General features: G+C 66.5%; 19 protein-coding genes. 5 read left to right on the forward strand and 14 right to left on the reverse strand.

Annotation, left to right across the window (positions count from 1 at the left end; all coding sequences use genetic code 11):
• Positions 1-25: 25 nt before the first annotated feature.
• Together AC07M7_RS10430 and AC07M7_RS10435 are read right to left on the reverse strand one after the other, a co-directional pair.
• Positions 26-1246 carry a multifunctional CCA addition/repair protein gene (locus tag AC07M7_RS10430; protein WP_495207325.1) on the reverse strand — a complete coding sequence of 407 codons (1221 nt, stop codon included), beginning with the start codon at positions 1244-1246 and terminating at the stop codon, positions 26-28.
• A 93-nt stretch (positions 1247-1339) separates the two neighbouring features.
• Positions 1340-3325: a transglycosylase SLT domain-containing protein gene (locus tag AC07M7_RS10435; protein WP_495207326.1), complete on the reverse strand. Its 1986-nt coding sequence runs from the start codon at positions 3323-3325 to the stop codon at positions 1340-1342.
• A 151-nt stretch (positions 3326-3476) separates the two neighbouring features.
• On the opposite strand from AC07M7_RS10435, the gene AC07M7_RS10440 reads away from it, so the two are divergent.
• Entirely contained in the window at positions 3477-3884 is a 408-nt protein-coding gene (locus AC07M7_RS10440) for an ExbD/TolR family protein (RefSeq protein ID WP_495207327.1), read from the forward strand.
• A 9-nt stretch (positions 3885-3893) separates the two neighbouring features.
• Here the strand turns inward: AC07M7_RS10440 and AC07M7_RS10445 are convergent, their stop codons facing one another.
• On the reverse strand, positions 3894-4235 hold the full coding sequence (locus AC07M7_RS10445; RefSeq protein WP_495207328.1) for a hypothetical protein: 342 nt from the start codon (positions 4233-4235) through the stop codon (positions 3894-3896).
• 362 nt (positions 4236-4597) lie between these two features.
• Between AC07M7_RS10445 and AC07M7_RS10450 the strand changes: the two genes are divergently transcribed.
• Positions 4598-7459, forward strand: coding sequence for a TonB-dependent receptor plug domain-containing protein (locus AC07M7_RS10450; protein ID WP_495207329.1), 2862 nt, complete (start codon positions 4598-4600; stop codon positions 7457-7459).
• A gap of 131 nt (positions 7460-7590) precedes the next feature.
• Here AC07M7_RS10450 and fhuE read toward each other — a convergent pair whose 3' ends face one another.
• The 3 genes from fhuE to AC07M7_RS10465 form a co-directional block, all read right to left on the reverse strand.
• Complete coding sequence (gene fhuE / locus AC07M7_RS10455; RefSeq protein ID WP_495207330.1) at positions 7591-9723, reverse strand: ferric-rhodotorulic acid/ferric-coprogen receptor FhuE; 2133 nt, start codon at positions 9721-9723, stop codon at positions 7591-7593.
• 185 nt (positions 9724-9908) lie between these two features.
• Complete coding sequence (locus AC07M7_RS10460) at positions 9909-10460, reverse strand: M23 family metallopeptidase (RefSeq protein WP_495207331.1); 552 nt, start codon at positions 10458-10460, stop codon at positions 9909-9911.
• Between the two features lie 77 nt (positions 10461-10537).
• Complete coding sequence (locus tag AC07M7_RS10465) at positions 10538-11020, reverse strand: Lrp/AsnC family transcriptional regulator (protein ID WP_414540577.1); 483 nt, start codon at positions 11018-11020, stop codon at positions 10538-10540.
• Between the two features lie 72 nt (positions 11021-11092).
• On the opposite strand from AC07M7_RS10465, the gene AC07M7_RS10470 reads away from it, so the two are divergent.
• On the forward strand, positions 11093-11968 hold the full coding sequence (locus AC07M7_RS10470) for an EamA family transporter (RefSeq protein ID WP_012512098.1): 876 nt from the start codon (positions 11093-11095) through the stop codon (positions 11966-11968).
• A 240-nt stretch (positions 11969-12208) separates the two neighbouring features.
• Here AC07M7_RS10470 and AC07M7_RS10475 read toward each other — a convergent pair whose 3' ends face one another.
• From AC07M7_RS10475 to AC07M7_RS10490, 4 genes are all read right to left on the reverse strand, one after another.
• Positions 12209-12946 (reverse strand): endonuclease/exonuclease/phosphatase family protein, encoded by a 738-nt coding sequence (locus AC07M7_RS10475; protein WP_211195202.1) that lies wholly within the window; start codon positions 12944-12946, stop codon positions 12209-12211.
• A 53-nt stretch (positions 12947-12999) separates the two neighbouring features.
• Positions 13000-13827 carry a thiol:disulfide interchange protein DsbA/DsbL gene (locus AC07M7_RS10480; RefSeq protein WP_136638980.1) on the reverse strand — a complete coding sequence of 276 codons (828 nt, stop codon included), beginning with the start codon at positions 13825-13827 and terminating at the stop codon, positions 13000-13002.
• Between the two features lie 106 nt (positions 13828-13933).
• The gene (locus AC07M7_RS10485) at positions 13934-14584 is read right to left on the reverse strand and encodes a thiol:disulfide interchange protein DsbA/DsbL (protein ID WP_006391516.1); all 651 of its coding nucleotides are present in this window, start codon (positions 14582-14584) and stop codon (positions 13934-13936) included.
• 106 nt (positions 14585-14690) lie between these two features.
• The gene (locus AC07M7_RS10490; RefSeq protein WP_136638981.1) at positions 14691-15491 is read right to left on the reverse strand and encodes a c-type cytochrome; all 801 of its coding nucleotides are present in this window, start codon (positions 15489-15491) and stop codon (positions 14691-14693) included.
• Positions 15492-15646: 155 nt separating this feature from the next.
• On the opposite strand from AC07M7_RS10490, the gene yihA reads away from it, so the two are divergent.
• A complete protein-coding gene (gene yihA / locus AC07M7_RS10495) occupies positions 15647-16249 on the forward strand; it encodes a ribosome biogenesis GTP-binding protein YihA/YsxC (protein ID WP_041864681.1) in 603 nt (200 codons plus the stop codon).
• A 119-nt stretch (positions 16250-16368) separates the two neighbouring features.
• On the opposite strand, the gene AC07M7_RS10500 is transcribed toward yihA, so the two are convergent.
• From AC07M7_RS10500 to AC07M7_RS10510, 3 genes are all read right to left on the reverse strand, one after another.
• Positions 16369-17343: an MBL fold metallo-hydrolase gene (locus AC07M7_RS10500; RefSeq protein ID WP_495207332.1), complete on the reverse strand. Its 975-nt coding sequence runs from the start codon at positions 17341-17343 to the stop codon at positions 16369-16371.
• Positions 17344-17976: 633 nt separating this feature from the next.
• Positions 17977-18801: a helix-turn-helix transcriptional regulator gene (locus AC07M7_RS10505; RefSeq protein WP_495207333.1), complete on the reverse strand. Its 825-nt coding sequence runs from the start codon at positions 18799-18801 to the stop codon at positions 17977-17979.
• On the reverse strand, positions 18798-19502 hold the full coding sequence (locus AC07M7_RS10510) for a VIT1/CCC1 transporter family protein (protein ID WP_495207334.1): 705 nt from the start codon (positions 19500-19502) through the stop codon (positions 18798-18800). Before AC07M7_RS10510 ends, AC07M7_RS10505 begins: the two co-directional genes overlap by 4 nt.
• Before the next feature lie 152 nt (positions 19503-19654).
• Here AC07M7_RS10510 and AC07M7_RS10515 point away from each other — a divergent pair, with 152 nt between their 5' ends.
• Positions 19655-21019, forward strand: coding sequence for a glutamate--cysteine ligase (locus AC07M7_RS10515; RefSeq protein WP_495207335.1), 1365 nt, complete (start codon positions 19655-19657; stop codon positions 21017-21019).
• Positions 21020-21111: 92 nt separating this feature from the next.
• On the opposite strand, the gene AC07M7_RS10520 is transcribed toward AC07M7_RS10515, so the two are convergent.
• A complete protein-coding gene (locus AC07M7_RS10520) occupies positions 21112-22170 on the reverse strand; it encodes an NAD(P)-dependent alcohol dehydrogenase (RefSeq protein WP_428710408.1) in 1059 nt (352 codons plus the stop codon).
• Positions 22171-22274: the final 104 nt, after the last annotated feature.

The following is a 22274-nucleotide window of genomic DNA, read 5'->3' on the forward strand; positions in this document are numbered from 1 at the left end:
GCGCGGCCGGAACGGCCGTTGCGGATCAGCGGGCGGCGGCGATGGCTTTCACCCGCGCCTTGGCCAGTGCTTCACCGATGGCTGGGCCCTTCAGATGCGTGGTATCCAGATCGCGTGCCTGCACTGACAGCGCTGCCTGATGCAGGCGCTTGAGCGTCTCGCCCTGCGGGTAGTCGGCATCCTCGAAACCGAGCCGGCCGCGCTTGTCGGCCTCGCAGCACAGCGCGATGCGGGCCACGCGCTCCGGTCGGCGCAGCGCATCGCAGCGGCCCAGCAGTTCCAGCACGGTGGCATCGCGCAGCTCGTCGATGCGGTGCACGTTCAAGTGCTCACGGCAGACGGCCTCGGCCAGCTGCTGGTGTTCGGTGGGAACCTTCAGCCGTGCACACAGTTCCTTCAACGGCGTGGTGCCGCGCTGCTCGTGCATGATGTGGCGCGGCCATTCCTCTGGCGGGGTCAGGCCCTTGCCGAGGTCGTGGGTGAGGGCAGCGAAGCCGACCAGGTCATCACCCGGCGCCAGTTTCGCGGCCATGTCGCTGACCATTTCCTGGTGGATGCCGGTGTCGACTTCCGGGTGGAATTCGGCACGCTGCGGCACGCCGTACAGCGCTTCCAGTTCGGGCAGGATCGGGCCCAGTGCCTGTGCATCGTGCAGCGTGCGCAGGAAGGCGGAGGGCCGTTCACTGACCAGCGCCTTGCGCAGTTCCTGCCAGACGCGTTCCGGCACCAGCGCGTCCAGCTCGCCACTGGCGGCGACCTCGCGCATCAGTGCCATGGTCTCTTCGGCGATGGTGAAGCCCAGCGGCGCGAAGCGCGCCATGAAGCGCGCCGCGCGCAGCACGCGCAGCGGGTCTTCGACAAAGGCCGGACCGACGTGCCGCAGCACACGCTGTTCGATATCGCGTAGGCCGCCGTAAGGATCGACCAGTGAGCCGGTCTCCTCATCGCAGGCGATCGCGTTGATGGTGAAGTCGCGGCGCTGCAGGTCTTCTTCAAGGGTGACCGCCGGATCGGCATCGACCACGAAGCCGCGATAGCCACGGCCGGATTTGCGCTCGGTGCGAGCCAGCGCGTACTCCTCGCCGGTCTTCGGGTGCAGGAACACCGGGAAATCGCGGCCCACCGCAGTAAAGCCCTGCGCTTCCATCTGCGTGGGCGTGGCGCCGACGACGACCCAGTCACGGTCGCCGGCCGGGCGCTGCAGCAGGCGGTCGCGTACGGCGCCGCCGACAAGATAGATCTTCATGGGAGGATGATGGCACGGTAGCGCCGGGCCATGCCCGGCGGGATACATTGCGGCGTCCGCCGGGCATGGCCCGGCGCTACCGCCACCGGGGGATCAATCCCCGCCCTGGTCCGCGTTGGCGGCGCAGCTGAAGCTCTTGCGCTTGTCCACCAGGCGGCCCATCAGGCGGTCGCTCAGCGGCAGCGCATCGCCGTTGAGGCGCCAGTCGTAGATCACGCTGAAGGCCAGCACGCGGGCGACGTACTCGCGGGTTTCCTTGTAGCTGATGGTCTCGATCCACAGGTCCGGATCAAAGCCCGGGCGCTGGCCCTGCCAGCGTGCGGTCGGGGTCGGGCCGGCGTTGTACGCGGCGATGGTCACGTACGGCAGGCCGTCGTACTTGTTCATCAGCTGGCGCAGGTAGGCGGTGCCGATGGCAATGTTGGTATCCGGATCGTACAGGCTGTCGGCGCCGCCGTAGCCGGTCAGGCCGATCGACTTGGCCACGCCGGCACCGGTGGCCGGCAGCACCTGCATCAGGCCCATGGCGTTGGCAGGCGAGCGCGCGCGCGGGGTGAAGGTGCTCTCGGCGCGGATCTCGGCGGCCACCCAGGCCGGATCGATCGCATTGCGCGCCGATTCGCGGCGGATGGTGGCGTCGTGGTGCAGCGGGAAGCGCAGGTCATACAGGCGCTGTTCCTGCGGCTGCTTGCCGAGTGCGAACACAGCGCGGTCGAACCAGCCGTTGTCCTGCGCCACGCGAACGGCGAGGCGGCGCTGGGTGTCATCGAAGCGCGACAGCGCGCTGTTCCATTCGGCCACGGCCCAGCCAGCGCGATCGATCTGGTACAGCGCCATCGCGCGCTGGATGGCCGGGTCGCGCGCGATCACCGCCTGTGCCTGTGCGCTGTCGTTCGGCTTCCACGGGCACAGTGTGTAGCCCTGCTGCAGTTTGTCGGCGGCGAGGAAACCATGGAAGGTCGGTGCACGTGCGGCCTCGCGGAACAGGGGCTGCGCCTGCTGGGCCTGGCCGGTCTTCTCCAGCATGCGGCCTTCGAAATAGCGCCAACGCGGGTCGCTGCGCTGCTTGCTGGCCATCTTGCGGATCGCGGTCAGCGCCGCCGGCCAGTCACCGCGCGACATCGCTTCGCGCACGCGCCATTCGTGCAGGCGTTCGTCATACGCCGATTCGGGCACCGCGTTGAGGCGGCGCGCCGAATCGGGCAGGTAGGAGGCCACCGTCCACAGCGCAATCTGGTATAGCACCTGGCCCTGCTGGTCGGCACTCAGGCCGAGCGCCTGGGCGTACTGCGGCAGCTGCTGTTCGGTGGCGCCGGGGTCGGCCTTGGCCAGCTTGGCCAGGCCGTCGGTGGCGATGCGCCGGCTGCGCTCGTTGCGCGGCCAGTTCAACGCGCTGGTATTGGGCTTATCGACGAAGGCGGCGTAGCTGTTGGCCAGTGTCAGGTCGGTGGCAGGCAGGCCACGTGCGGCGCTGCGCATCACGGCCGGTTGCTGCGCATCGGCGGCGGCATCGATGCGTTCCCAGCGCAGGGCGTCGCTCAGACCACCCTGCGCCTGCAGCACGGCGAAAACGGCATCACAGCCGTCCGGCAGCGACTTGCCGTTCTTGCGCCACAGATCCTGCGCTTCGCTGATCCACTGCGGATTGACCTTGCCCGTCACTTGGCGCGCGGTCAGCTGCGCACAGCGCAGGCCGGCGTTGTCGGTGGGCACCCAGTTGGCGAGCAGGGTCGGCCAATCCTGGCGGCGCGCGACCGAGGGCAGCCACACGCTGCGGAACGTGTTGGCCACGGCCTGGCCGTCATAGCGCTTGAGGAAGGCCTGCGCCTGCGCGGTATCGACGGTGTCGATGTTGCGGCGCAGGTTGGCGTACTCCAGCCAGCCGTATGCCGGATGGCGGCTGAGCGCAGCGGCCTGGCCAGGATCGAACTGGCCGCGTTCGGCGGCCGCGATCGCGGCCTTCAGCTGCGCGTTCTGGGCATCGAGGGACTGGGCATTGGCGCAGCCGATCAGCAGCGTGGTGGCCAAGGGCAGCAGGGACAGGGCGGTCGAAGAGCGTCGGGTCATGGCGATCAGCATAGCGGGCAGAGGCTGAATTCAGTTTCGCATTGCGTGCACGTCCTTGGCCGGCAACGGCAGCTGAATGTCACAGCGGCGGGCACTGCCCCGCAGGGCTGCGGGAGCCGTACTGTCGACCTTGGGCGAACGGCCCGGCTGCAGGGAGCGGCACATGGCGTTCAGTAGCGCAGGAAGAAGCGGCCCGCTGGCGGACATCAATGTCACGCCACTGGTGGATGTGATGCTGGTGCTGTTGATCATCTTCATCGTGACCGCGCCGATCGTGGCCCGGCCGATTGCCGTGCAGTTGCCACAGGCCACCGATCGCACGATAGATCGCCCCGAACCGCCACCGCCGATCGAGCTGCGCCTGGATGCGGCGAACCAGCTGAGCTGGGATGGCCAGCCGATGGCCATCAGCGATCTGCAGGCGCGTCTGCAGGCACAGGCCGGCGAGCATGCCGGCAACCTGCCGGAGCTGCGCATCGCCACCGATCCGTCGGCCGAGTACGAAGGCATGGCCCGGATATTGGTTGCGGCCGAAGCGACCGGGATGGAGCGTATCGCCTTCGTGCGATAGGGCGTTGTCTCACTGCCGCTCATGCGGTGATTGCTGCATGAGCGGTGCTTGCCCTGCTGACAGCGTCGCATCCAGGATCCGCAGAAAAGCCATTTCAATCTGCGCTGGAACCGGGGTTGGATGTGCTCGCCACCTTCCGGTCCCAGGGTCATGTTCAACGTCGAAAGCAGTCAACTCGGCACTCTCGAAATCCACCACAACCGTCAATCCCTCTCCCGAGGCCAAGGCCGCATCGGTGGGAGAAGGGCAGTTGTTGCACTCGATCAGGCCGCCTGCTCTCGGTTCGCCCGCTGGGGAAAGAAGCAGCGTCATCACCGTCGTGACGCCCAGCACCGCACTCACTGCTTTCATGATCGACTCTCCCGCGAATGGCTGGAGGTGCGAGTCTGCGCTGGGTCGATTAGCGGTGCCTTCTGAATGAAGGAATTTCAAACTATTCCTGAAACGGTCCGGCAAAGACCTTTTCCATGAATGCGGCAGCTCCCGGCGCGCGCTGTCGCAGCCGGCATCAAGGCTGCCTGTCGTGAACAATATCGTCCGGTCATAAACTGCAGCTATCTGACGCAATCACCAGTCAATTGCGTCAATTCCGTGTGAAAGAGTGTCGATCATCACGCCGTGGTTTTTACCACTTGTTTACAAAGGAGACGCTGCCGCCATGCAGGGGGGAGCGCGGCAGCCAATGTCCCGACATTCCTTTGGAGAGAGAGCGAATGATTCACCTGCATCACCGCCCGTTGGCGGTTGCCGTTGCGCTGTGCGTGACGGCCCTGGCACCGCTGGGTGCCGCTGCACAATCCACCACCAACCTCGATGCGGTGGAAGTGACCGGTACCCGCATCAAGCGCGCTGAAGTCGAAGGCCAGGTACCGATCCAGACCCTGACCCGCGGCGACATCGAACGCACCGGCCTGACCTCGATCGGCGAGGTGCTGCAGCAGCTCACCGGCTCTGGTTCGGCGCTCAATGCCAAGTTCAACTCGTCCGGTAACTTCGGCTTTCCGCCCGATGGCAGCGGTGTAGGCGCCGGCTCGGCGCAGGTCGATCTGCGCCATCTGGGTGCCAAACGCGTGCTGGTGCTGGTCGATGGCATCCGCTGGGTCAATGAGTCGTCCGCGTCCGGCGTGGGCTCGGCCACCGACCTCAACACCATTCCGCTGGCCATCGTCGAACGCATTGAAGTGCTGGAAGATGGTGCGTCGTCGCTGTATGGCTCCGACGCCATTGCGGGCGTGGTCAACATCATCACCCGCCGCGATTTCGACGGCGGGCAGGTGACACTGAACTACGGTGAGTACAGCAAGGGCGACGGCACGCAGAAGGGCGTGGATCTGGCCTGGGGCAAGAGCGGTGACCGCTACAGCCTGTTCCTGGGCGCCAGCTGGACCAAGCAGGATCCGGTGTTCGCCAAGGATCGCGAGCAGTCGCGCTTCCCGATTCCCGGCACTGGCCTGGCCTTCGGCAGCGGCGGCATTCCGCAGGGCCGCTTCGCCTTCGTCGATCCCAACACCGGTGCCGAGCAGGACATCGTGCCCAATACCGGCGTAGGCAACCCGCGTTACGACGGCAGTGCCGGCTGCAACCGCAGTGATGACTACCACTGCTTCACCAGCGCCGACCGCTTCAACTTCGCCGAGTACAACATGGTGCTGACGCCGTCGGAGCGCAAAGGCCTGTTCGGTCAGTTCCGCTTTGACATCACCGACAACGTGCAGTGGTACGTCAAGGCACTGGGCAACCGCCGCGAGTCGACCAACCAGGCCGGGCCGGAGCCGCTGTTCTTCGGCCCCGATGGCGCCACAGGCAACCCGCTGGCCGACAACATCGTGGTGTCGCGCTTGAACCCGTACAACCCGTTCGGCTTCGATCTGGTGTCCGGCGGCAACATGAGCCTGATCGGCCGCCGCCCGGTGGAAGGCGGCGCGCGCGTGTTCGAGCAGAAGGTGGATACCACGTACTTCGCCACCGGTCTGGTCGGTGACTTCCATGCCGCTGATCGCAGCTGGTACTGGGACGTCAACGGCATGTACAGCAAGAACAAGGCCGAGCAGACCAACTACGGCAGCTACAACATCTACAACGTCAACATGGCACTGGGCGATCCTGCAATCTGTGCGGCGACGCCGGGGTGTGTGCCGCTGAACATCTTCGGCGGCGTCGGCTCGATCACGCCGGACATGCTGAAGTGGATCCAGCCGGTGGTGCGCGACCGCAGCCAGAACGAACTGAGCCTGTTCACCGCCAACCTGTCCAGCGAACTGTTCTCGCTGCCGGCTGGTCCGGTCTCGTTCGCCACCGGTTTCGAGTACCGCAAGTACGAGGGGTCGTACCAGCCGGATCCGTTGACCGTGGCCGGCCATTACAACGGTGTGCCATCGCAGCCGACCTCGGGCTCGTACGACGTCAACGAGGCCTACCTGGAGCTGAGCGTGCCGATCTTCGCCGACTCCTCGTTCGGCAAGAAGCTGGACCTGAGCCTGGCCGGTCGCTACTCGGATTACTCGACTTTCGGCGGCGAGTTCACGCCCAAGTACGGCCTGCGCTGGCAGGTGACCGATGACTTCGTGCTGCGCACGACCTATGCGGAAGGCTTCCGAGCGCCGTCGATCGGCGAACTGTATGGCTCGGCGGCGCGTGCCGACCTGCAGCTGTTCGATCCATGCTCGGTGGGCCTGGGCGGTACGCCGCCGCGCGGCAGTGCGGCCAACTGCGCTGCGCTGGGCGTGCCGGCCGGCTTCCAGCAGGCCAACTCGCAGATCTCGGTGACCACCGGCGGCAACCGCGAGCTGGACCCGGAGCGTTCGCGCAGCTTCAGTGCCGGCTTCGTCTGGAGCCCGTGGTTCGGCAACAACACCTCGTGGTCGGAACGCTTCGACGTGGAAGTGACCTTCTACCGCCACGCCATCGACGGCGCTATCCAAGCGATCAACGCGCAGACCCAGCTGGACCTGTGCGTGGAGACGCTCGACCCGATCTACTGTGATGGCATTACCCGGGCCAGCACCGGTGCGGTCAGCAGCTTCAACAATCGCCTGACCAACCTCGGCTCGATCAAGACAGATGGCTGGGACGTGGACCTGTTCTGGACGTTGCCACAGTCCTCCATCGGCCAGTTCAAGCTGGGCTGGAAGAACACCTTCGTCGGCCGCTATGAGGCTACCGGCGCGGCTGGCCAGAAGCAGCCGCAGAAGCCGGGCGTGGAAGTGGCCGACAGTTCGATTCCGGAATGGACCAGCAATGCCAGCATCGGCTGGACACTGGACCGCTGGAGCGCCAACTGGACGGTGCGCCACATCTCCGAGCTGACCGAGAATTGTGGAGATGCCGCTGCGTTCCCGGTGTGCAGCAACCAGGCCGCCGGAACCAACACGCTCTCGGCCACCACCTTCCACGACATGCAGGTGGGCTACAAGATCGACTGGATGAAGGGGCTGCAGCTGACCGCTGGCCTGAACAACGTGTTCGACAAGGATCCGCCGATCTGCCTGTCGTGCTCGTTGAACGGCTACGACGTTTCGACCTATGACATCCCGCGTGGCCGTTACTGGTACCTGCGCGCGGATTTGCGCTTCTGATGTGACGTGGCAGCGCCGGTCAGTTCCGGCGCTGCCTTGCTAGTGTGGAGCCGAGCCCACGCTCGGCTGATTCTCTGATCCGGGCATGGGCTCGGCTCTACAGGAGCGGGGCGGTTGTGCCCCGCAGCTGATCAGAACGCCCAGGTAAACGTCAGCGAGCCGTTGCGGCCATCGCCGTACGCACCGTAACCGGTGATCTGCGAGTAGTACTTCTTGTCCAGCAGGTTGTTGAGGTTGGCCTGCACGCTGAACTCCGGCGAGATGCGGTAGCGCAAGAAGGCACTCACCAGCGCGTAGCCTTCCTGTTCGAAACGGCCCACCACCGGCGCAGCGTAGTAGATGCGGTTCTGCCAGTTGGCGCCGCCGCCGACGGTCAGTGCCTGCAGCGACTGCGGGGTGTAGCTGGTGAACAGCTTCAGTGCGGTCTGCGGCAGGTTGGTGTTGATGTCGGCGTCGTTGATGTCCTTGGCCACATAGCGCGAAGCACCGAAGGTGGCATTCCAGCCCGGTGCCAGTTCGCCGTTCACTTCGAACTCGAAGCCACGGCTGACGGTGCCGCGTGCGGCGATCGATGCGAACTCGCCTGGACGGCCGATGATCGGTTCGCTGGTGGCCTGGGCCACGTTGTCCTGTTCGATACGGAACACCCCCAGCGAAGCGTTCAGGCGGTTGTCGAACCAGGCACCCTTGACGCCCACCTCGTAGCTCTTGCCGTCAACCGGATCGAGGTAGCGGTCGTTGCGGTCGCGTGCGGTCTGCGGCTGGAAGATCTCGGTGTAGCTGGCGTAGGCCGAGTAGGTGTCGTTGATGTCATACACCAGGCCGGCGTACGGGGTGGTCACCTTGTGCTCGCGGTCGTCGTTCTCGCCTTCGCTCTTCCAGTTGGTGTAACGCGCACCGAGGATCAGCTTCAGCGGATCGGCCAGGGACAGGCGTGCGGCCGCGTAGCCGGCCTTCTGGGTGATGGTGCCCTGGCTGGCGAGCGCCAGCGGATTCCAGTTCGGCTGGGCGATGTTGCCGGTCCAGTTGAGATAGCTGTCGAATGGTTTCCAATTGGGACCGCCCATCTGGAAGTCACCGTAGTTGGCGAACTCGCGCTTGTTGTAGCTCAGGCCGGCCATGAACTGGTGCTCGCGGCCGAACAGCTGGAACGGCCCATCGATGTAGCCATCGATACCATCGACCTTGCGCTCGGTGTTGTAGAAACCGGCCATCGGTGTGACGCCAGCACCGGTATTCTTGTCGAACGCGGTGTAGGACGGATAGAACAGCTTGTCGTCGGCCTTGGTGCGGTCATGGGTGGCGCCGATCTTGAACTTCCAGCCATTGCTGAAGGCGTGCTGCAGGGTGGCGAACGCACGCTTGCTGGTGGTGTCCCAGTAGGTCCAGTCCGGCGACGGATTGAACGAGGTCGGGTAGTTGGTCGGGCTACCGTCGGCGTACCACATCGGGAAGCCGCCCCAGGTCGCGCCGTTGGCGCGCTTCTGCTGGTAGTCGTAGCCCACGCTGAGCTGCGTGTCCGGGGTCAGGTCGGCGTCGATCACCGCATAGCCCAGTGTCTTGCGCTGGTTGTAGCGGTCCATCTGGCCATCGGTATCCAGGTAGCTGCCGATCACGCGGCCACGCACCGTGCCACTGGCATTCAGCGCACTGCCCACGTCCACGGTGGTCCGGGTGCGGCCCCAGCTGCCCACGTTCACCGAGACGCTGCCGGTCAGCTCGGCGCTGTCGGCGTGCTTGCGGATCAGGTTCACCGATGCGGATGGATTGCCGGCGCCGCTGAGCAGGCCGGTGGCGCCGCGCACGACTTCCACGCGGTCATACAGGGCCAGGTCCAGGCCGGAATCGCCGTAGCTCCAGTTCTGCACCATCTGCGTCGGCAGGCCGTCGAACTGGTAGGCATCGATGTAGAAGCCGCGCGCGTAGAACTCGGTGCGCTCGCTGTCGGACTGGGTGCTGGTCACGCCGGTGGTGTTGGCCAGCACGTCGATGATGTCGTCCAGCTTCTGATCTTCGATGCGCTGGTGGCTGATGATGCTGACCGACTGCGGGATCTCGCGCGGTGCCAGATCGAAGCGGGTGCCGGCCGAGGTGCGGCGTACCGAATAGCCTTCGGCACGCTCGCCCTTGACCACCACCTTGTCCAGCGTGGTCGGGTCGGCGGCGGTGTCGGCAAAGGCGGCCGGGGCCACGGTGCAGAGAACAGCGAACACGGCAATGGACAGCCGCTGCGGCTGCAGGGTACGGAAGGCGGGACGGGTCATGGGGAATCCTGGACGAGCACGCGCGTTCGGCCGGCATCCAGGAGGCGAGGCGCTTACGGGTAGGGGAAGGGCGGGCAGGCCGTCCTGGCACCACCGGAAATGAAAGAAATGGTAATACGAACTATTCCTATTTACAAACCATGAACGATGAAGGCAGTCGGGCATGCTTGACGGTACAAAATGGGTCAGCGCAGCAGTGGCAGTGGATCGCGTGCACCGTCGGCGCCGTAGATGCCCCAGTGCAGGTGCGGCGGCGTGCCCTTGGCATTGCCGCTGTCGCCGACGTGGCCGAGCAGGTCGCCGGGCTGGACCACCTGGCCGCGCGCCAGGCCCTCGGCCCAGCCTTCCAGATGCGCGTAGTAGTAGCGCTCGCGCCCGGGCCCGATCACCCAGACCTGGCGGCCGCCGAGCCCGCGTTCGCTGACATCCGCGATGACGCCGGCAGTGACGCTGCGCACCGGCGTGCCGCGCTTGGCGAAGATGTCGATGCCGGCGTGGGATCGGTCACGGCCTCGCGGCGCGCCGAAGGTGTCGGCAATCTGCCGGGGGCGTACACCCTCCACCGGCACCGGCAGTTCGGTGGCCGGCGGCATCCGCGAGAGTGCCCACAGCATTTTCGGCGCGGCCGCCCATGGGCTGTTCCAAAGCATCATCGCGGCAACGATGGCAATGCCCAGCCACAGGCCGCGCAGCAGCCAGCGGCGCAGGCGACGGGCAAGGGAGGACGGTGTGCTCATGGTTTCGGAGTGTAGAGTCGAGCGCTGCTCGACGGCTGTTGCTTTGAGGTCAAAAAGCAGTCGAGCATGGCTCGACGCTACAGAACCGGCAGCAGCGGCACCTCGAAACTCCGCTTCAACGTCCCAAGTGCCACCGAGGTACGGAAGCGCTCGATGTTGTCGTCGCCGCCGAACAACCGCTCAGTGATCGCTTCGTATTCTTCCATCGACGCCGCCGAAAGCAGCAGCAGGAAATCGCCGTCACCGGTAATTGAATAGCACTGCTGCACGGCCGGGTCGTCCTGCACGCGGCGCTTGAACGGCGCCACGCGTTCGCGTTGCTCGCTGACCACGCGCACCTCGACAATGATGGTCAGCGGCCGCCCCACCTTGGCCGCGGCAACCACGGCCACATTGGCCGCGATCACGCCACTGTCCTGGAGGCGCTTGATCCGGCGCTGCACCGCAGGAGTGGACAGGTGCACGGCCTCGGCGATCTCGCGCTGCGGCAGGGTGTTGTCCCGCTGCAGCAGGTCGAGGATGGCGCGGTCGAAACTGTCGAGCACGGGGGCGATGGCCATGGTGAGCAGAAATTGCACGAACGGGCTGTCAATTGAGCCAAGTGCTCGGCGCCGGCGCAATAGACTTTGCGCATGCAGACTTCACGATTCGCGCCGATGTTGCCGGCGCTGGCAGTGCTCGGTTCGGTCACCTCGCTGGCCATCGGCACGTCCTACGCCAAACACCTGTTCCCGCTGATCGGCGCGCAGGGCACCAGCGCATTGCGGGTGGGCTTCTCGGCGCTGTTGCTGCTGCTGTTCTGGCGGCCGTGGCGCTGGAAGACCAGCCGCGTGGATGCGATCACCATCCTGCGCTACGGGCTCACCCTGGGCCTGATGAACCTGCTGTTCTACATGGCCCTGCGCACCATCCCCTTCGGCATCGCGGTGGCCATCGAGTTCACCGGCCCGCTGACGGTAGCGATGCTGTCATCACGACGACCGATCGACTTCCTGTGGGTGGGCTGCGCGGCGGTGGGGCTGCTGTTGCTGTTGCCGATCGGTGGCGGCCCGGCGCTGGATCCGGCCGGCGTGCTGTATGCCATGGGTGCGGCGGCGTGCTGGGGCCTGTACATCGTGTTCGGCAAGCGCGCCGGTCACCTGCATGCCGGGCATTCGGTGTCGCTGGGCCTGTTGGCCGCGTCGCTGGTGGTGGTGCCGGTGGGCGTGGTGCATGCCGGCGCCGCGCTGCTCGATCCGAAGATTCTGGCGGCAGGCCTGCTGGTGGCGCTGGTGTCCAGCGCGATCCCGATGTCGCTGGAGATGATGGCGCTCAAACGCCTGCCGAAGGAGACCTTCGGCATCCTGATCAGCATGGAGCCAGCGGTGGCCGCTCTGTGGGCGATGCTGCTGCTGCACGAGCACCTGCATGGACTGCAGTGGCTGGCCATCGGCTGCACGGTGCTGGCCTCGGTGGGCAGCACGATGACGGCACGACGGCTGAAGGTGCCGGTGGTGCAGGCGGGGTAGCGCCGGGCCTTGACCGGCGGAGAGCGTGCGGACCAACGGTCCTCACCCACCAGGGCAGCGTGCCAACCAAGGTTGGCACCCACCAGGGCAGTGGTCCGCACCCACCAGAGCGGCGTGCCAACCAAGGTTGGCACCCACCAGGGCAGTGGTCCGCACCCACCAGAGCGGCGTGCCAACCAAGGTTGGCCCCTACCAGGGGCGGTAGCGCCGGGCCATGCCCGGCGAGCGCAGCGGAAGCGCTCAGCGCAGGGCGTTGGCCGGTACGTCGATCGCCATCGCCAGCGCGAGGTGATCGGAGAACGCCGCCGGTACGGCTTCCACGCTGCGGGTCTGCAGGCCGCTGCTGACCAGGATGTGGTCGATGGCGCGGTCGGGGCGCCAGCTGGGGAAGGTCGGCACGATGCAGCCGGGTGGCTGCAACCGGGTCTTCTGGTACAGCACCTGCATTTCCGGGCGTTCGGCCAGGCAGTTGAAGTCGCCCATCAGTACGGCGTTGGGGTGGTCGGACAGCAGCTCGGCGATGAAGCCCAGCTGCGACATCCGCGAACCCGCCCCCAGCGACAGATGGGCCACCGCCACCGCCAGGCCGTCCTCGCCATCCCCGAACTTGGCCAGCAGTACGCCGCGCCCGCCGATGCGGCCGGGCAGGGCGTGGTCCTGTACTTCCACCGGTTCCAGTTTGCTCAGCAGGCCATTGGCGCTGGAAGCGACCCCGCCCATGCGCCGGTTCGGCTGGTGGCTCCAGTAGTTGAAGCCGGCGCGCTGGGCCAGGTAGTGGGTCTGGTTGGTGAAGCCCGAGCGCAGGCTGCCCGGGTCGGCCTCCTGCAGGCCGACGATGTCGTGTTCGCGTGCCAATGTGGCGATCGCGTCAAGACTGCTGCGCTTGCGACCCGCCGGCAGTGCATGTGACCAGCTGCGGGTCACATAGTCACTGTAGCGGCGGGTACTTGAGCCGGCCTGGATGTTGGCCGTCAGCAAGCGCAGGGTCCGTGTGTGGGGGGAAGTCACGGCCGGGAACAGCTTCTCTTGGATCAGTGAGCCTGGGCCGCACCGCGCTCGCGGGCGATCAGGTGGTCGGCGATGCGCAGCATGTCCGGGAAGCTCTTGCCCTTCACCAGGTACTTGCCGTTGACGATGATCGACGGGGTGCCGCTGATCTGGCTGCGCTGGGCGAACTGCTTGGCCGAGTTGGTCTTGGCGTTCACCGCGAAGCTGCCCATGGTGGCGGCGAACTGCTTCGGATCCACGCCATAGGCGCCGTAGAACTTGGCGATGTCGTCCACCGAGTCACGGCCGCGCTCGCCCTTCAGGGTCTTCTGCGAGTGGATGGCGGCGTACAGCGCTTCGTGGGTCTTTTCCTGCACGCCCAGGGTCTGCGCGGCGTAGAAGGCACGGGCGTAGTCATCCCAGGTGCCGCCGAACATGGCCGGCACGTAGACGAAGTTCACATCGCTCGGCAGGCCGGCCTTCCACGGGCCGACCAGCGGCTGGAACGCTGCGCAGGCCGGGCAGACATAGCCGAAGATCTCGGTCACTTCGATCTTGCCGGCGGCCGGCTGGAACGGCTGGCCGTTCGGGATCACCTGGTAGTCGGCGCCTTCCACCGGGGCCGGGCCGGTCAGTGCGGCGGTGGTCGGGGCCGGTGCCGCGGCCGGTGCGGCTTCAGCCGGGGCCTTGTCGCCTTCAGCGGCCGGGGCGGCGCCTTCGCTGCCAGCGGCCGGTGCTGCCGGCTCGGTGGTGGCCGGAGCGGCGGTCGGCTCAGCCGGGGCGGCGGTGGTGTTGGTGCTGCCATCGTCGGCCTTGCAGGCGGCCAGGATCGGCAGCAGCGCTGCGAGTGCGAGGGCGTAACGGATCTTCATGGAAACGTCTCCAGCATCTGGATAGGTGGGGCCGGCAACCAGTGCCGGCCAGAGGGAAATGATGACATGCGGCGGCGACAGCGCCGTGTCGATGGTGTGTATTGGTTCAGCGGCCGCGGGCGGCGCGGGCCTGGGCGATCAGCGCCGAGGCGATGCGCAGCTGGTCGTCGAAACTGTTGCCACGCACAAGGTACTGGCCGTTGATGATGATCGCCGGGGTGCCCGGAATCTTGGTGCGCTGGGCGAAGGCGCGGGCCGCGTCGACCTTCTTCTGCACCGCATCGCTACGCAGGGCCTGGATGTAGCGGTCCGGGGTCACGCCATAGGCCTTGTAGAAGTTGGCGAGCTCATCGGCCGAGACGTTCTGCATCGGCAGCGAGCCATCCTGATGCAGGGCCTTGAACACGGCCGCGTGGCTGCGCTTGGCCACGCCTACCTGGTCGGCGGCGTAGTAGGCCAGGGCCCAGGCATCCCAGGCGCCACCGAATGCGGCCGGGACCGGGGTGAAGCGCACGTCGGCCGGCAGCTTGGCCGCCCAGGCTTCCAGCTGCGGCTCGAAATGGGCGCAGTGTGGGCAGGTGTAGCCAAAGACTTCGACCACCTCGATCTTGCCGGCCAGCGGCTGGAACGGGCCCGGCTGGGCGATGCGTTCGTAGTCTTTGCCTTCCACCAGCGGCGCGTTGGCAGGGGTGGCGGCGCTGGCGGCCAGCGGCAGCAGGACCAGCAGGGACAACAGCAGGCGGGAAATCAACCTCATCGACACGCATCTCCGTTGAAAAAAGCAACGCCGGCGCAGTCGCCGGCGTGAAGGAAACATACCGCAGGCGCGGGCCGTGGTGGCGGCCCGGGCCGGCCAATGGTGGTCAGGGGGCGGCGGCCGGTTGTGCCGGCACAGGCGCGGCAGCCACGTCATCGGCCTTGTTGTGCAGGCCCTGCAGGTAGCTCGACAACGCCTGCACCTCCTGCTCGCTCAGCTTCTGCGCGACCGCAGCCATGATCTGGAAGTGCGCCTTGTCGGTCTCGTGGGTCTGCCCGGCCTGGTATTCCTGCAGGCGCCGCGCGACGTAGCTGGCGTGCTGACCACCGATATGCGGGTAGGCCGGGCCCGGATTGCCGGCGCCGCTGGGGCCGTGGCAGGCCATGCAGGCCGGCAGGCCACGCTTGGCGTCGCCGCCGCGGTACAGCTGCTGGCCGATCTCATAGAACTTCATGCCCTTGTAGGGGCCTTCGGTGACCGCCGTGTCGTCGGCGATGCCGGCGGTGGCTTTCTGCGTGGCGAAGAACGCGCCGATATCGCGCATGTCCTGCGGGGTGAGGTTCTGCACGAACGGCACCATCGCCACCGCCGCACCGGAACTGCGCTGGCCGTTGGCGATCAGGGCCATCTGCTGGGCCACGTAGCGTTCGCTCTGGCCGGCGATGGACGGGTACATCTCCACCGTGGAGTTGCCGTCGGCGCCATGGCAGGCCGCGCAGGCCGAGGCCTTGGTCTGGCCTGCCTTGGCATCGCCCCAGTGGGTCTTGCTGAAATCCACCTCCAGCGAGGCGGTGTTGATCGGCCCGTTGTCGGGCAGCGGGGTCAACGTGGTCTGCGCGAACGCAGCGGCGGCAACGACTACGGCAGTGGCAAGGGCGGATACGGCAAGAACGCGAGCGTGGCGCATGCTAAAGCTCCGTATGGACCGGGCCGGGCGGCAGCCACGGCATCGCCCGGATTATCAACGCCGTTTCCGCGCACGGTCAACGCAGCAGTGCAGCATTTTCCCGCTGGAAGGCCCCGGGCCGGGCGCGCGGCGCCGCAACATGCGATCCTATGCGCATGTCATTGCTCATCGAACGCGCCCAATACCACCTCTCTGCCCACAACATGGGGCAGCTGCCGCCCGATGAGGGGGCCGAAGTGGCCTTTGCGGGCCGCTCCAACGCCGGCAAGTCCAGTGCTCTCAACGCATTGACCCGCCAGAACAGCCTGGCCCGGGTCTCCAAGACCCCCGGCCGCACCCAGCAGCTGGTGTTCTTCCAGGTGACCCCGGAAGCCCATCTGGTCGATCTGCCCGGTTACGGCTACGCCAAGGTGCCGCTGGACCTGCAGGCGCACTGGCAGGCCTTCATCGACCGCTACTTCCGCACCCGCAATGCGCTGAGGGGGCTGGTGGTGGTGATGGATATCCGCCACCCGCTGAAGGACTACGACCGGCAGATGCTGGCCTATGCCGTGCAGCGTGGCCTGCCGGCGCATGCGTTGCTGACCAAGGCCGACAAGCTGAGCCGCAGCCAGCAGATGCAGACCCTGCAGAAGGTGCGCAAGGAACTGCACTCCTCCTTCGGGGATACGGTCAGCGTGCAGGTGTTCTCCGGCGCCGCCCGCACCGGTGTGGACGAAGCCCGCGGCATCATCGGCGGCTGGCTGGGGCTGGAATAAGAACAAGGTGCGCCGGGCGACGCCCGGCGGCATTCCTGTAGAGCCGAGCCCATGCTCGGCTGCCGCGCGCAGCGCAGCGAGACCCCGAAGAACCGAGCATGAGCTCGGCTCTGCAAGGTTCATTTCAGCGGCGAATACTCCGCCGGCACCCAGGCATAGGCCTGGCCCTCGCTGCGCACATGGCCCAGGCCGGGGAACGGCAGGTGCGCACCTGCCACCCACCAGCGGTTGGTGGTGGCCTGCTGCAGCAGGCTGCGGCGACTGGCGATGGCCGCCTTGCGGTCCGAATCGGCCTCGAACGCGGCCTCCGGGTGCGCGAACTGCACCGCGTGGAAGTGCAGCACATCACCCCACACCAGCAGTGACTGGCCCAGGCTGTCGAACCGGTAGGAGACATGGCCCGGGGTATGGCCATGGGTATCCATCGCCACAGCACCGCCGGGCAGGGCATCGCCGGGGCTGAAGGTACGCAGATGGCCGCTGGCCTGGTACGGCGCTATCGCGTTGCGTGCCAGTGGGAAGGCGAAGCGTATGCCTTGCGGTGCACTGGCCTCGCTGGCCGGGTTGAGCCAGTAACCGGCATCGGCCTTGGACAGCCACACCGTGGCGTTCGGGTAGGCCGGCTTGCCCTGCGCGTCGAGTACGCCACACAGGTGATCCGGATGGGCATGGGTCAGCAGCACGTCATCCACCTCGGCCGGGTCGACGCCGGAAGCACGCAGATTGCCCAGCACCTGGCCCAGGCCGGGGCCGAAGCACTGCGCGGTACCGGTATCGACCAGGGTCAGGTGATTGCCCTGACGCACAAGGAAAGCGTTGATCGCGGTCTGCAGCCCCTTCTTGTCTTCCGGCACATAGCGACCTTCCAGCAGGCGGCTGACCAGCGTCGGCGGCACGTCCACCACTTCCTGCCGGCCCAGTGCGACCACACCATCGAACAGGGCGGTGACCTGCAGCGCCCCGACGCGCTGGTGGTAGACGCCGGGCACCTGTTGTGTGGGGGCAGGCGAGGTGGCTTCGGCCAGCGCGGTCAGCGGCAGGCACGACAGGGCCAGCAGCAGGGCGCCGTGCAGCGGCAGGTGACGCAGGGTCATGGCGGTTCTCGGTGGATGACGGGCAATTCCGTTGCTGCATAGCCTGCCGTGGCCGGTGTGCGCGCGGCGCTCAAACCACTACGCGGAATGCTCAGGGAAGGGGTGTCTGCAGGGCTGCGCCCTGCACCCGCAGAGGCAAAGGCCGAAGCAACAGCAACAGCAACAGCAACAGCAACAGCGGCTATCCGTGGGATGGCGGGGTGGGTCCGGTTGCGGGGGACGCTGCAAGTGCGTCCATGTAAGCTCGGTCGCCGCATCCATGCGGCTCACGCCCCCGCAACCGGACCCACCCCGCCTTCGACAGTTTTCCGCGATCTGTTGGAAATGCTCTTGGGGTCAGATCCGTTTTCCGTAGGAAAACGGATCTGACCCCAGAATTTCATTCGATATCTGACAGATGTGTCGACCAAGGTCGACACCTACCAACAGCCGCCGGAATCTATCGAAGGCGGGGCACTGTGGGGTTGCGGGGTGTGAGCGGCATGGATGCCGCGATCAAGCCCCCATGGACGGGTTTACGGCGTCCCCGCAAGCCCACAGTGCCCCGCCATCCCACGGAATGCACGCTGTTGCTGTTGCTTCGGCTGTTGCCGTTGCCTCTGCGGGTGCAGGGCGCAGCCCTGCCGAACACCCTTAAATGTCTGTAGGGGCCAACCCGTACTGCTCGGCGAAGCGCTTGCTGAAACTGGCGGCAGACCGGTAGCCCGCGCGTGCGGCCACGGTCTTCAGCGGCAGATCCGTCGTGTACAGCAACGTCATTCCATGTGCCAGCCGCGCCTCGGTCAACAACTGCCGCAGGCTGGTGCGCTCGGCTGCCAGCCGACGGCGCAGGGTCGCGCCGCTCAGCGCGAACTGCTCTTCCACATCGCGTGATTGCCAGTCGCGGGCCGGTTCGGCGGCGATGCGGTCGCGGATCTGTTCACCCAGGCTCGGCACCTGCGGCAGCAGCAGGTTGCCATGGCCCTGCCGGCACAGGGTCAGTACCAGCGAGGCCAGGGCCAGCCGTGCGTCGCTGTAACGGCCGTCCTGCAGCGATTGCCGCCACTGTCGCAGCACCGCGCCATGCTCGGTCAATGGCAACCGCCCCATCATCGGGCCGGGGCTGGGCAGCGCTTCGCTCCACAGCGTGCGCGCCGCGGCCAGTACTTCGGCACACAGCGGTACGATGGCACTGAGGTAGCGGCCGGTCCCCGGGTCGGGCGTGTTGACTACATCGATGCGGCAGCGCTGGGTGATCAGCAGGATGTCGCCGGGCACGAAATCCAGCGACTGATGCGCGGTGCGTACCTGCTTGCGGCCTTCCAGCAGGATTGCGAACTGCGGCTGTGGAATTTCCACCGAACTGGCGCCGTGTTCGCGGCGCGCAGTGATGCAGGCATAGCCTTCGGCGCGGTCGCAGCCGGCCAGGCTGGCCATCTCCGCCAGCAGGGCGACGGCCGGTGGCAGCATCGTGGTCATGACACGTGGGCTCCCAGCAGTCTGCCGACACCGGCAGCGGCGGCCATCGCCAGCGCGCCCCAGAACATTACCCGGATCGCACCGCGTGCAGGCGAAGCACCGCCGGCCCGGGCGGCCATTGCGCCGGTCAGGCACAGGCCGAGCAGGGTGCTGGCCGTGGTCATCATCGCCACCTTGTCGGCCGGTGCCAGCAGCGCGGTCAGCACCGGCAGCGCGGCGCCGCAGGTGAAGGCACCGGCCGAGGCCATCGCCGCCTGCAGCGGGCGTGCGCGCAGTTCTTCGGTGATGCCCAGCTCGTCGCGTGCGTGGGCGCCCAGCGCATCGTGGGCGGTGAGCTGTTCGGCCACCTGCCGCGCCAGTGCCGGCTCCAGCCCGCGATGGCGGTAGATCGCGGTCAGTTCGTCCAGTTCGCTGTGCGGGTCTTCGTGCAGCTCACGCTTCTCCATCGCCAGATCGGCATTTTCGGTATCGGCCTGGGTCTGTACCGACACATACTCGCCGGCGGCCATCGACATCGCGCCGGCCACGGTGCCGGCCACGCCGGTGGCGAGGATCGTGCTGGCCGAGGCGCCGCTGGCGGCCACGCCGACCACCAGGCCGGCGACCGAGACGATGCCATCGTTGGCGCCCAGTACGGCGGCCCGCAGCCAGCCGACGCGATCGGCACGGTGCAGCTCGGGATGTCGTGAATGGCGGCTCATGGCCCTGAGTGTACGAGGGTCAAGAGGGTGTCGGTAGGATGCTGAAACCCGTCACCGTCGCATGACGCGACGAAGTGCCACGCTATAGTGCGCCCTTGCGATGCAAGGCCCTCAGCCCCACATCCCCTGCCACTGTCCAGCGAGTCCTCCCCTTGTCGAGCCCCAGCCACGTCGCCGATACGCCCATTACCGACCGCTCGCAACTGGTGGCGGAGATCGCCTCCGGCGAGAAGCCCCGTTCGCAGTGGCGCATCGGTACCGAGCACGAGAAGTTCGGGTTCCGCCTGGATGACCTGCGTCCGCCGACCTTCGATGGAGAGCGCGGCATCGAGGCACTGCTCAACGGCCTGGTCCGCTTCGGCTGGACGCCGGTGCAGGAAAACGGCAACACCATCGCCCTGCTGCGTGATGGCGCCTCGGTGACCCTGGAGCCGGCGGGCCAGCTGGAGCTGTCCGGTGCGGCGCTGGAAACCATCCATCAGACCTGCGTGGAAACCGGCACCCACCTCAATGAAGTGGCGCAGGTGGCCGGTGAACTGCAGCTGGGTTTCCTCGGCATGGGCTTCCAGCCGAAGTGGACGCGCGATGAAATGCCGTGGATGCCCAAGGGCCGCTACAAGATCATGCGCTCGTACATGCCCAAGGTCGGTTCGCTCGGCCTGGACATGATGACCCGCACCTGCACCGTGCAGGTGAACCTGGATTACGCCAGCGAAGCGGACATGGTGAAGAAGTTCCGCGTGTCGTTGGCGCTGCAGCCGATCGCCACCGCACTGTTCGCCGACTCGCCGTTCACCGAAGGCAGGCCGAACGGCTACCTCAGCTACCGCTCGCACATCTGGACCGATACCGATGCCGATCGTACCGGCATGCTCGACTTCGTGTTCGAGGACGGCTTCGGTTACGAGCGCTATGTCGACTACCTGCTCGATGTGCCGATGTATTTCTCCTACCGCGATGGCATCTACCACGATGCCAGCGGGCAGAGCTTCCGCGACTTCATGCAGGGCAAGCTGCCGGTGCTGCCAGGCCAGCTGCCGACGCTGCGCGACTGGTCGGACCACACCACGACCGCGTTCCCGGAAGTGCGCCTGAAGAAGTACCTGGAAATGCGCGGCGCCGATGGTGGCCCGTGGAGCCGCCTGTGTGCGCTGCCGGCATTCTGGGTCGGCCTGCTGTACGACGACACCGCCCTGGATGCCGCCTGGGATCTGGTGCGTGACTTCACCCTGGCCGAGCGTCATGCGCTGCGTGACGGCGTGCCGAAGCATGCGATGAACCTGCCGTTCCGCAATGGCAGCGTGCGTGACCTGGCCCGCGAGGCGGTGAAGATTTCCGTGGAAGGCCTCAAGCGCCGTGCCGCACGCAATACCGACGGCCAGGACGAGAGCAAGTTCCTGGACGTGTTGCAGGAAATTGTCGAGTCCGGCCTGACCCCCGCCGAGCGCAAGCTGGCGCTGTTCCATGGCCGTTGGCACGGCGACGTCGATCCGGTGTTCCGCGAGTTCGCGTATTGATCGCCTTGCGGGGTTGCCGACCAGCGGCCGGCACTACCAAAAGAAAAACCCCGGCATTGCCGGGGTTTTTCTTTTTTCACACCTGCCTTGGATCAGGCGGCGTTCTTCATCGTCGCCATGTCGATCACGAAGCGATAGCGCACATCGTTCTTCGCCATGCGCTCCCAGGCTTCATTGACGTTCTTGATGTCGATCATCTCGACATCGCTGACGATGCCGTGCTCGGCACAGAAGTCCATCATTTCCTGGGTCTCGGCCATGCCGCCGATCGCAGAACCGGTCAGGTGCTTGCGGCCGAAGATCACGCTGCCACCGGTCAGCGGCGGGTCCAGTTCGGTCAGCACGCCGACCAGGCACATGGTGGCCTCGCGCTTGAGCAGACCCATGTACGGGTTGGTGTCATGGCCGACCGGGATGGTGTTGAGCAGGAAGTCGAAGCTGCCCGCATGTGCCTTCATCTGTGCGGCATCGCGCGAGACCAGCACTTCGTCGGCGCCCAGGCGCTTGGCATCGGCACCCTTTTCCGGCGTGGTGGTGATCATCACCACGTGCGCGCCGAGCGCCTTGGCGAACTTCACGCCCATGTGGCCGAGGCCACCGAGGCCGATCACGCCCACCTTCTGGCCTGGCCCCACCTTCCAGTGGCGCAGTGGCGACCAGGTGGTGATGCCGGCGCACAGCAGCGGCGCGGCCGCCTTCAGGTCGAGGCTGTCGGACACCTTCACCACGAAGCGCTGTTCGACCACCACGTGGTCGGAATAGCCACCGTAGGTCGGTGCGCCGCTTTCGCGTTCACGGCCGTTGTAGGTCCAGGTCGCGCCTTCGGCGCAGTACTGCTCCAGATCGTGCTCGCAGGCATCGCAGTGGCGGCAGGAATCGACCATGCAGCCCACGCCGGCATGGTCGCCGACCTTGAAGCGGGTGACGTTGCTGCCGACCTCGGTCACGCGGCCGATGATCTCGTGGCCCGGCACCATCGGGTAGATCGAACCACCCCAGTCGTCGCGGGCCTGGTGCAGGTCGGAGTGGCAGATGCCGCTGTAGAGGATCTCGATACGCACATCGTCCGGGCCGACCGCGCGGCGTTCGAACTCGTACGGGATCAGCGGGTCGGTATGTGAATGGGCGGCGTAACCACGGGCGAGGGACATGGGGAATCCTTGGCAGGGTTTGTCGAAAGGCGCTTTACAATACGCCCCGTACCCAGCGGCAGAAAGCCCGGATATCGGCATGATTCATCAAGTGAAACTGCACA

It is taken from the genome of Stenotrophomonas sp. GW821-FHT09E08 (genome assembly GCF_059416125.1).

Excerpts from the sequence above, each read along its gene's own strand:
- AC07M7_RS10430 (WP_495207325.1), bottom strand. The coding sequence starts at position 1,246 with ATGAAGATCTATCTTGTCGGCGGCGCCGTACGCGACCGCCTGCTGCAG.
- AC07M7_RS10435 (WP_495207326.1), bottom strand. The coding sequence starts at position 3,325 with ATGCTGATCGCCATGACCCGACGCTCTTCGACCGCCCTGTCCCTGCTG.
- AC07M7_RS10440 (WP_495207327.1), top strand. The coding sequence starts at position 3,477 with ATGGCGTTCAGTAGCGCAGGAAGAAGCGGCCCGCTGGCGGACATCAAT.
- AC07M7_RS10445 (WP_495207328.1), bottom strand. The coding sequence starts at position 4,235 with ATGAAAGCAGTGAGTGCGGTGCTGGGCGTCACGACGGTGATGACGCTG.
- AC07M7_RS10450 (WP_495207329.1), top strand. The coding sequence starts at position 4,598 with ATGATTCACCTGCATCACCGCCCGTTGGCGGTTGCCGTTGCGCTGTGC.
- fhuE (WP_495207330.1), bottom strand. The coding sequence starts at position 9,723 with ATGACCCGTCCCGCCTTCCGTACCCTGCAGCCGCAGCGGCTGTCCATT.
- AC07M7_RS10460 (WP_495207331.1), bottom strand. The coding sequence starts at position 10,460 with ATGAGCACACCGTCCTCCCTTGCCCGTCGCCTGCGCCGCTGGCTGCTG.
- AC07M7_RS10465 (WP_414540577.1), bottom strand. The coding sequence starts at position 11,020 with ATGGCCATCGCCCCCGTGCTCGACAGTTTCGACCGCGCCATCCTCGAC.
- AC07M7_RS10470 (WP_012512098.1), top strand. The coding sequence starts at position 11,093 with ATGCAGACTTCACGATTCGCGCCGATGTTGCCGGCGCTGGCAGTGCTC.
- AC07M7_RS10480 (WP_136638980.1), bottom strand. The coding sequence starts at position 13,827 with ATGAAGATCCGTTACGCCCTCGCACTCGCAGCGCTGCTGCCGATCCTG.
- AC07M7_RS10485 (WP_006391516.1), bottom strand. The coding sequence starts at position 14,584 with ATGAGGTTGATTTCCCGCCTGCTGTTGTCCCTGCTGGTCCTGCTGCCG.
- AC07M7_RS10490 (WP_136638981.1), bottom strand. The coding sequence starts at position 15,491 with ATGCGCCACGCTCGCGTTCTTGCCGTATCCGCCCTTGCCACTGCCGTA.
- yihA (WP_041864681.1), top strand. The coding sequence starts at position 15,647 with ATGTCATTGCTCATCGAACGCGCCCAATACCACCTCTCTGCCCACAAC.
- AC07M7_RS10500 (WP_495207332.1), bottom strand. The coding sequence starts at position 17,343 with ATGACCCTGCGTCACCTGCCGCTGCACGGCGCCCTGCTGCTGGCCCTG.
- AC07M7_RS10505 (WP_495207333.1), bottom strand. The coding sequence starts at position 18,801 with ATGACCACGATGCTGCCACCGGCCGTCGCCCTGCTGGCGGAGATGGCC.
- AC07M7_RS10510 (WP_495207334.1), bottom strand. The coding sequence starts at position 19,502 with ATGAGCCGCCATTCACGACATCCCGAGCTGCACCGTGCCGATCGCGTC.
- AC07M7_RS10520 (WP_428710408.1), bottom strand. The coding sequence starts at position 22,170 with ATGTCCCTCGCCCGTGGTTACGCCGCCCATTCACATACCGACCCGCTG.